Consider the following 7,624-nt stretch of genomic DNA (forward strand, 5'->3'; position numbering starts at 1 on the left):
GTGCGACGCGGACCTCGCCGAGCGCTGGGGCGAGGAGCCGCTGTCCGCGGTCGGCGTGCTGGCCGGTTTCACCCTGGTCCGGGCCACCGACGTGGTGCTGGACCCGGACGAACTGGAGCCGCGCGAGGGCGACTTCGCCGAACCGGACGACGTCGGCGTGCTGGACGCCGTGGACGTGTGGTGCGAGGACGCGCTGGACCGGCTGCCGGAGACCCCGGTGCCGCCGGTGGCCACCGAGATCGTCGCCGTGCGCGACCTGGACCTGGTGGACGACGACGCCTGGCCGCGCGCCCTGGCCATGCTCGCCCGGCCGCCGCTGCGCGACGCCCTGACGCAGCGGGTCCGGGTGCTGCTGCCGGACGGCACCACGGAGTCGGTGCGCTCGTACACCGCGTGGTGGCTGCGCGGCCACCCGGTGCTCGACGGCCGCCGCCCCGCCGGGCTGCGCGCGGCCGGGGGCGATCCGCTGCTGGCCGGGCTGTACGAGGCGGTGGACGCGGCCGGGTTCGAGGACGAGCAGGTGCTGCGGGCGCTGGGCGTACGGACGTCCCTGCCCGCGCTGCTGGACGAGCCGGGCGGCGCGGCCGAGCTGCTGGCGCGGCTGGCCGACCCGGACCGCCCGGTGACCCCGGCCCAGCTGCACGCGATCTACGGCCGGCTGGCCGATCTCGACCCCGAGCAGGTGACCCTGCCGGACGAGCTGCGCGCCGTGGTGGACGGCGAGCCGCGCGTGGTCGACGCGGACGGGGTGCTGGTCGCCGACGCGCCCGATCTGATGCCGCTGGCCGAGGCGGACGGCCGCGCCCTGCTGCCGGTGCGCCCGGCGCGGGCGGCGGAGCTGGCGGAGCTGTTCCAGGTACGGCGGCTGAGCGAGGCGTACCCGGCGCCGGTGACCTCGCAGGGCGAGCCGCACGAGGTCCCGGCGGCGGTCCGCGAACTGCTGCCGGACGCGCCGCTGGCGTACGTCGAGCACGAGGAGCTGCTGATCGAGGGCGGCATCGAGCTGGACTGGCGCTATGTGAGCGGACCCGACGCCACCCTGCACGCCTCGACGGTGGAGGGCGTGGCCGCGGGCCTGTCCTGGGCCGCGGGCCACTGGTCCCGCCGCTTCGAGGTGGCGGCCCTCCTGGAGGACCTCACCCGCACCGAGGAGCTGGCCCGGGCCCGCTGGTTCGACTAGGTACGCGTCACGGCTTCCGGGCCACGCCCGCGAAGATCCACAGGTCCAGGGCCTCCGCCGAGGCCCTGGCCCGGTCGTTCTCGGGGCGCCAGCGGTGCGGCATCACCACGCCGGGTTCGACCAGCTCCAGGCCGTCGAAGAACGGCAGGACCTCCTCCTGGGTGCGGCCCTGTACGTGGATGCCGCTGGCCCGGTAGAGCCGGGTGACCGCGTCGGAGATCTCGCCGCGGGGGTCGAGCCCGCCGTGGGAGAGGACCAGATAGCTGCCGGGGGCCAGGGCCTCGACAAGTTGCCGCACGATGTCGTACGGCTTCTGTTCGTTCGCGATGAAGTGCATCACCGCGTTGAGCGACAGCGCGACCGGTTGGGTCAGGTCGAGGGTGTCGTGCAGTTCCTCGGCGGCCAGGATGGCCCCCGGGTCGGTGATGTCGGCGTGCATGTAGGCGGTGCGGCCCTCGGCGGTGGAGAGCAGCAGGGCCTGGGCGTAGGCCAGCACGATGGGGTCGTTGTCGACGTAGAGGACCCGGGCGTCCGGGGCGGCCTTCTGGGCTATCTGGTGCAGGTTGGGTTCGGTGGGGATGCCGGTGCCGATGTCGAGGAACTGCCGGATCCCTGCCTCGGCGGCGAGCCAGTGGGTCGCCCGGTGCATGAATGACCGGTTGGCGCGGGTCCACGGTTTGACGTCGGGCCAGACGGCCTCGACCTGCCGGGCGGCCTCGGTGTCGGCCGCGTAGTGGGTCTTGCCGCCCAGGAAGTAGTCGTACATGCGCGCCGAGTGGGGCTTGCTGGTGTCGATTTCGGCGGCGCGAAAACGGTGACCGGTCATACCGCGCATGTTACTGAGCGGTTGGGTACGAGAGATGACGTTCTCTCAGATTGTGTGTCCGTGGAGCTCCGATGATGTTGTGAAAAGCCGGTGAAATTCGTACAGTTGCGCCACACTCGGCTCCACGTTCGCGTCGGCGTCCATCTCGGCGCAGGTCAACGCGGTGGAGCCTTCTTCATCTTGTGGGGGATACGCATGCGTAAGCGCATGACCTATGCCGTGCTCGCCACCGCGACCGCGGCAGCTCTCGGGGGGCTCGCCGTACCGGCGGCGCACGCGGACGGCTCCGGCGACACGACGATCACCAAGGTGACGGCGGGCAATGTCGTCCTCGGCACCTCGGGCGCCAAGAAGTTCACCGTCTCGTTCACGGCGAAGGACGACTCGGGCATCCACGGCGCCGACATGTACCTGGAGGGCCCGTCGTACGGGTACGCGACCCCGACGGGCTTCGCGTGCGCGACGGCGGCTGATGACCCGACCACCTCGACCTGCAAGGCGACCTTCATCCTGGACCCGCAGGTCGACTTCATCGACAACAGCGTGGCGGGCCGGTGGTACGCCAACGTGTGGATCGACGCCAACGACGGCGACTACCTGAGCGCCGACAAGGCCGGGTCCTTCGCGGTGCAGCGCGCCTCGAAGCTGACCGTCAACGCCGCGCCGGAGCCGGTCAAGAAGGGCAAGACCATCACGGTCACCGGCGCCCTGACCCGCGCCAACTGGGAGACCAGCAAGTACGCGGGCTACACCGTCCAGCCGGCGAAGCTCGAGTTCCGGAAGGCGAACAGCTCCACCTACAGCGTCGTGAAGACGGTGAAGTCGGGCAGCGGCGGTGCGCTCAAGACGACCGTCAAGGCCGCCCAGGACGGCTGGTTCCGCTGGAACTTCGCGGGCACCAGCACGACCCCGCCGGTCAAGGCGGGCGGCGACTACGTGGATGTGAAGTAACCCACGGTGCGACAACGCGGGGCGCGGTTCAGCCGGCGTCGCTCTCCGAGGAGCGCCGGATGGCCGCGTCCCGCGCCCGTACGTACCAGATGCCCAGCAATCCGAGTCCGCTGCCGGTCAGGCAGGTCCACAGCCACCACAGATGACCGTGGTCCGCGTACCACCCGTAGAACGGGAGCTGGACGAGGAAGAGGACGAACCACACGATGGTGCCGCCGATGATGGTGGCGACGACATTGCCCTCCAAGGGTGCAGGCGCTTCGTGCCGGGGTGTCCACTTCGTCATGTGGCCAGCTTACGGGGACGCTGGTCGGGACCTCGGGGGCGCGGTAGGCATGGGAGCGCCGGGACGGGGGACGCGGTTTGGCGATCCGCGATTTATATATTCATACTGAACCGTTCTGGGTCTGGGTGGAATGTCCTGTGTGATCCTCCAAGAGGCCCGCTTCCCGACGTTCATCACTCCTGGGGTTCCTCCATGTCTCCCTCGGCCAGCGAGCCGGTCGATGCCGTACAGCAGGCACCGACACCGCCCATGAACCGCCCGTTCGTCGACAGGTTCTTCAAGATCAGTGAACGCGGCTCCTCCCCGTCCCGGGAGATCCGCGGTGGTCTGGCGACGTTCTTCGCGATGGCGTACATCATCGTGCTGAACCCGTTGATCCTCCAGGCGGGCGAGGACATGCACCAGCGCCACCTGGATTACGGTCAGCTGGTCACCGCGACCGCCCTGATGGCGGGCCTGACCACGCTGCTCATGGGCGTGATCGGCAACGTCCCGATCGCCCTCGCCGCGGGCCTCGGCATCAACGCGGTCGTCTCGCTCCAGCTCGCCCCCAAGATGACCTGGCCGGATGCGATGGGCATGGTGGTCCTCGCCGGTCTGGTGCTGATGATCCTGGTCGCCTCCGGGCTGCGGCAGCGCGTGATGGACGCGATCCCCGGCGGGCTGCGGCGCGCTATCGCGATCGGCATCGGCCTGTTCATCACCCTGATCGGCCTGGTCGACTCCGGCTTCGTCACCCGTAACCCGGACGCGGCGCACACCACCGTTCCGCTGGGTCTCGGCATCGAGGGCAAGCTCCAGGGCTGGCCCGTGCTGATCTTCGTGATCGGGCTCGCGCTCACCTTCGTGCTGGTCGTCCGCAAGACCCGGGGCGCGATCCTGATCGGCATCGTGGTCATGACGCTGGTCGCGATCGCGATCAACGCCGTCACCTCCACCCCGGACGCCAGCTGGGGCCTGACCGTGCCCAAGGTGCCGGACACGTTCGTGGCGACCCCGGACTTCGGGCTCGTGGGCCAGGTCAGTCTGTTCGGCGGATTCGAGAAGGTCGGCATCCTGACCGGCTGCCTCTTCGTCTTCACCGTCCTGCTCTCCGGCTTCTTCGACGCGATGGGGACGATCATCGGCGTCGGAGAGGAGGCCGGGCTGACGGACGAGCGCGGCCAGCTGCCCGGCATGGGCCGGATCCTGATGGTGGACGGCGTCGCGGTCGCGGGCGGCGGCTTCGGCTCGGCGTCCGCGAACACCTGCTTCGTGGAGTCCACGGCGGGCGTCGGGGAGGGCGCGCGCACCGGTCTGGCCAACGTGGTGACCGGCGGGCTCTTCCTGCTCGCGCTGGTCTTCACCCCGCTCGCGAAGGTCGTCCCGTCGCAGGCCGCGACCCCCGCGCTGGTGGTCGTCGGCTTCATGATCATGGCGGCGAACGTCAAGGAGATCGACTGGAGCGACTCCACGATCGCGGTGCCCGCCTTCCTGACCATGATCGCGATGCCGTTCACGTACAGCATCACCAACGGCATCGGCCTCGGCGTGCTGTCGTACCTGCTGCTGCGCGTCGCGACCCGGCGGACCCGGGACATCCCGTGGCTGCTGGTCGTCGTGGGGCTGTGCTTCCTGGTCTACTTCCTGCTGCATCCGATCGAGCAGGCGCTCGGCGTCGTGTGATCCGGTAGTCCTCGGCCGCTCACCCTCACTCGCACGGGTGAGTGGCGGAGGACACCCGTATCGGGGTTTTCATTAGACGAGGTAATGAGTTATGCTAAAGACCATGCCGGATCCGTCCCGCCTTCCGTCGTCCGCGACGGAAGCGCCCCTCGATGACGCGGCCGCGGTGAGTGCTCTGCGGTCGGCAGTGATGCGTCTGTCACGACGGCTGAAGCATCAGCGCGTCGACGAGTCGCTGAGCCCCACGGAGATGTCGGTGCTGGGCACCCTCGCCGGGTGCGGCTCCGCCACTCCCAGTGAGCTGGCGCGCAAGGAGCACGTCCAGCCGCCGTCGATGACGCGCATCGTGGCGCTGCTGGAGGCCAAGGGGCTGGTCAGGCTGGAGCCACACCAGGAGGACCGGCGGCAGAAAGTCGTGTCGCCGACCGAGCGGGCCGAGGTCATGCTCGAAGAGAGCCGGCGCAAGCGCAACGCCTGGCTGAGCGAATTGGTCGGGCAGCTGTCCGAGGACGAGTGGGAGACGCTGCGCGCCGCCGCGCCCGTCCTGGAGAAGCTCGCGCGCATGTAGGAGCAGATCGAGCAGCCAGGAGGCGAACGAACTTGAGTACGGGACCCGGAGCAGACTCCGCACCCGCACCGAACACCGACTCCCCTTCCGCCGGGCCCACCGCGGCCTCCGCCAAGGGCGGAATGTTCCGTTCACTCAGGGTCCGCAACTACCGGCTCTTCGCGACCGGTGCCGTGATCTCCAACACCGGCACCTGGATGTCGCGTATCGCCCAGGACTGGCTGGTCCTCAGCCTCACCCACTCCTCCACCGCGGTCGGCATCACCACCGCGCTCCAGTTCCTGCCCATGCTGCTCTTCGGCCTGTACGGCGGCGTGATCGCGGACCGATGTCCCAGGCGGACCCTGCTGCTGTTCACGCAGGCAGCGCTCGGTCTGTGCGGGCTGGCCCTGGCCGCCCTCACCCTGAGCGGACACGTCCAGGTCTGGCACGTCTACCTGATCGCGTTCCTGCTCGGCCTGGTCACCGTCGTCGACAACCCGACCCGCCAGGTCTTCGTCAACGAGATGGTCGGCCCCCGTGACCTGCGCAACGCGGTCAGCCTCAACTCCGCGAACTTCCAGTCCGCCCGGCTGATAGGCCCCGCGGTCGCCGGTGTGCTGATCACCGCCGTCGGCAGCGGCTGGGCCTTCCTCATCAACGGCCTCTCCTTCGGCGCCCCGCTCGTCGGCCTGCTGCTGATGCGCACCAGCGAGCTGCACCCGGTCAAGCGCGCGCCGCGCGGCAAGGGCCAGCTGCGCGAGGGCCTGGCGTACGTCGGCAGCCGCCCCGATCTGCTGTGGCCGATCGTCCTCGTCGGCTTCATCGGCACCTTCGGCTTCAACTTCCCGATCTGGCTGAGCGCCTTCGCCGACGACGTCTTCCACGCGGGACCTGGTACGTACGGCCTGCTCAACACCCTGATCGCGGCCGGTTCCGTCACCGGCGCCCTGCTCGCCGCCCGCCGCGTCACCACCCGCCGGCGGCTGCTGGTCGGCGCGGCGCTGATGTTCGGCGTGCTGGAGGTGGCCGCCGCGGTGACCCCGTTCTTCTGGCTCTTCGCCGCGCTGATGGTGCCGGTCGGGATCTTCAGCCTGACCTTCAACGTCACGGCCAACTCCAGCGTCCAGCTCGCCACCGACCCCGAGATGCGCGGCCGGGTGATGAGCCTGTTCATGATGGTCTTCGTCGGCGGCACGCCCATCGGCGGCCCGCTGATCGGCTGGGTCACCGACACCTGGGGCGCCCGGGTCGGCTTCGCCTTCGGCGGGCTGATCTCCGCCGCCGCCGCGGTCGGGGTGGGCCTGATGCTGGCCCGCGCGGGCGGCCTGCGGAACAAGATGGCCTGGCGCCGGGGTCATCCGCACGTGGCCTTCGTGCCGAGGGTGCAGACGGAGGAACGGCTCGCTCCGGCGGCGTGACAGCGATGAGACTCTTTGCTGCCGTCCTGCCCCCCGAACCGGCCCTGACCGAGCTGGGGACGTACGTCGACGCACTGCACCGGCTCCCCGGCGCGGACACCCTCCGCTGGACCGAGCGCGCCGGCTGGCACCTCACCCTCGCCTTCTACGGCGAGGTCACCGATGATGTCCGACCCGAGCTGGACACCCGGCTGGCCCGCGCCGCCCATCGCCACCACCCCCACCAGGTGCGGCTGGCGGGCGGCGGCCGGTTCTCCGACCGCGCCCTCTGGGCGGGCGTGGACGGCGATCACACCGCCCTGCGGCGGCTCGCCGACTCCGTCGACGCGGGGGCCCGCCGCGCGGGGATCGCCATGGACGAGCACCGCCCGTACCACCCCCACCTCACCGTCGCGCGCAACCGCACCGCCACCCGCCTCGCGCCGTTCGCCGAGGGCCTCACCGGCTTCACGGGCCGCGACTGGACCGTGCGGGAACTGAGCCTGGTCCGCAGCCACCCCCCGGCCCCCGGAGTGCCCGGGGCGCAGCCGCGGTACGAGGTGGTGGCGGCCTGGCCGCTGGGCGGCTGAGGGGCCCGGCTAACCTCGGAGTGTGAATCCGAAGACCCGAAACATGATCATGAGTGGTGCCCTGGTGATGATCCTCGTCGTGGTGGCCGTCGCGGCCGCCTTCGGAGGGTGAGCCGCCGGGGCGGCCCGAGCAGGGTAGTGTGTTTTTTTTTTTTTTTTTTTTTTTTTTTTTTTTTTTT

7 protein-coding genes and 1 pseudogene are annotated in these 7,624 nt (G+C 70.1%); 6 read left to right on the forward strand and 2 right to left on the reverse strand.

Annotation, left to right across the window (positions count from 1 at the left end; translation table 11 throughout):
* A pseudogene (locus SSOG_RS24900) lies at positions 1 to 1,180 on the forward strand (sacsin N-terminal ATP-binding-like domain-containing protein); the annotation flags it as partial.
* A gap of 7 nt (positions 1,181 to 1,187) precedes the next feature.
* On the opposite strand, the gene SSOG_RS24905 reads toward SSOG_RS24900, so the two are convergent.
* Complete coding sequence (locus tag SSOG_RS24905) at positions 1,188 to 2,006, reverse strand: SAM-dependent methyltransferase (protein WP_039938621.1); 819 nt, start codon at positions 2,004 to 2,006, stop codon at positions 1,188 to 1,190.
* Between the two features lie 195 nt (positions 2,007 to 2,201).
* Here SSOG_RS24905 and SSOG_RS24910 point away from each other — a divergent pair, with 195 nt between their 5' ends.
* Positions 2,202 to 2,957: a hypothetical protein gene (locus tag SSOG_RS24910; protein ID WP_039938624.1), complete on the forward strand. Its 756-nt coding sequence runs from the start codon at positions 2,202 to 2,204 to the stop codon at positions 2,955 to 2,957.
* Positions 2,958 to 2,985: 28 nt separating this feature from the next.
* Here SSOG_RS24910 and SSOG_RS24915 read toward each other — a convergent pair whose 3' ends face one another.
* Complete coding sequence (locus SSOG_RS24915) at positions 2,986 to 3,243, reverse strand: DUF2530 domain-containing protein (RefSeq protein ID WP_009717017.1); 258 nt, start codon at positions 3,241 to 3,243, stop codon at positions 2,986 to 2,988.
* 192 nt (positions 3,244 to 3,435) lie between these two features.
* On the opposite strand from SSOG_RS24915, the gene SSOG_RS24920 reads away from it, so the two are divergent.
* From SSOG_RS24920 to thpR, 4 genes are all read left to right on the forward strand, one after another.
* On the forward strand, positions 3,436 to 4,908 hold the full coding sequence (locus tag SSOG_RS24920; protein WP_009717018.1) for an NCS2 family permease: 1,473 nt from the start codon (positions 3,436 to 3,438) through the stop codon (positions 4,906 to 4,908).
* A gap of 103 nt (positions 4,909 to 5,011) precedes the next feature.
* Positions 5,012 to 5,476, forward strand: a complete 465-nt coding sequence (locus SSOG_RS24925) for a MarR family winged helix-turn-helix transcriptional regulator (RefSeq protein ID WP_039938625.1) — start codon at positions 5,012 to 5,014, stop codon at positions 5,474 to 5,476.
* Positions 5,477 to 5,508: 32 nt separating this feature from the next.
* On the forward strand, positions 5,509 to 6,876 hold the full coding sequence (locus tag SSOG_RS24930) for an MFS transporter (RefSeq protein WP_039938626.1): 1,368 nt from the start codon (positions 5,509 to 5,511) through the stop codon (positions 6,874 to 6,876).
* Positions 6,877 to 6,881: 5 nt separating this feature from the next.
* Positions 6,882 to 7,445: an RNA 2',3'-cyclic phosphodiesterase gene (gene thpR / locus SSOG_RS24935; RefSeq protein ID WP_039938628.1), complete on the forward strand. Its 564-nt coding sequence runs from the start codon at positions 6,882 to 6,884 to the stop codon at positions 7,443 to 7,445.
* The last annotated feature ends 179 nt before the right edge of the window (positions 7,446 to 7,624 follow it).

It is taken from the genome of Streptomyces himastatinicus ATCC 53653 (assembly GCF_000158915.1).
GTDB lineage: Bacteria > Actinomycetota > Actinomycetes > Streptomycetales > Streptomycetaceae > Streptomyces > Streptomyces himastatinicus.

What these genes read in the sequence shown, in the direction of transcription:
- SSOG_RS24915 (WP_009717017.1), bottom strand. Translation starts at nt 3,243, where the DNA reads ATGACGAAGTGGACACCCCGGCACGAAGCGCCTGCACCCTTGGAGGGC.
- SSOG_RS24925 (WP_039938625.1), top strand. Translation starts at nt 5,012, where the DNA reads ATGCCGGATCCGTCCCGCCTTCCGTCGTCCGCGACGGAAGCGCCCCTC.
- SSOG_RS24905 (WP_039938621.1), bottom strand. Translation starts at nt 2,006, where the DNA reads ATGACCGGTCACCGTTTTCGCGCCGCCGAAATCGACACCAGCAAGCCC.
- thpR (WP_039938628.1), top strand. Translation starts at nt 6,882, where the DNA reads ATGAGACTCTTTGCTGCCGTCCTGCCCCCCGAACCGGCCCTGACCGAG.
- SSOG_RS24920 (WP_009717018.1), top strand. Translation starts at nt 3,436, where the DNA reads ATGTCTCCCTCGGCCAGCGAGCCGGTCGATGCCGTACAGCAGGCACCG.
- SSOG_RS24910 (WP_039938624.1), top strand. Translation starts at nt 2,202, where the DNA reads ATGCGTAAGCGCATGACCTATGCCGTGCTCGCCACCGCGACCGCGGCA.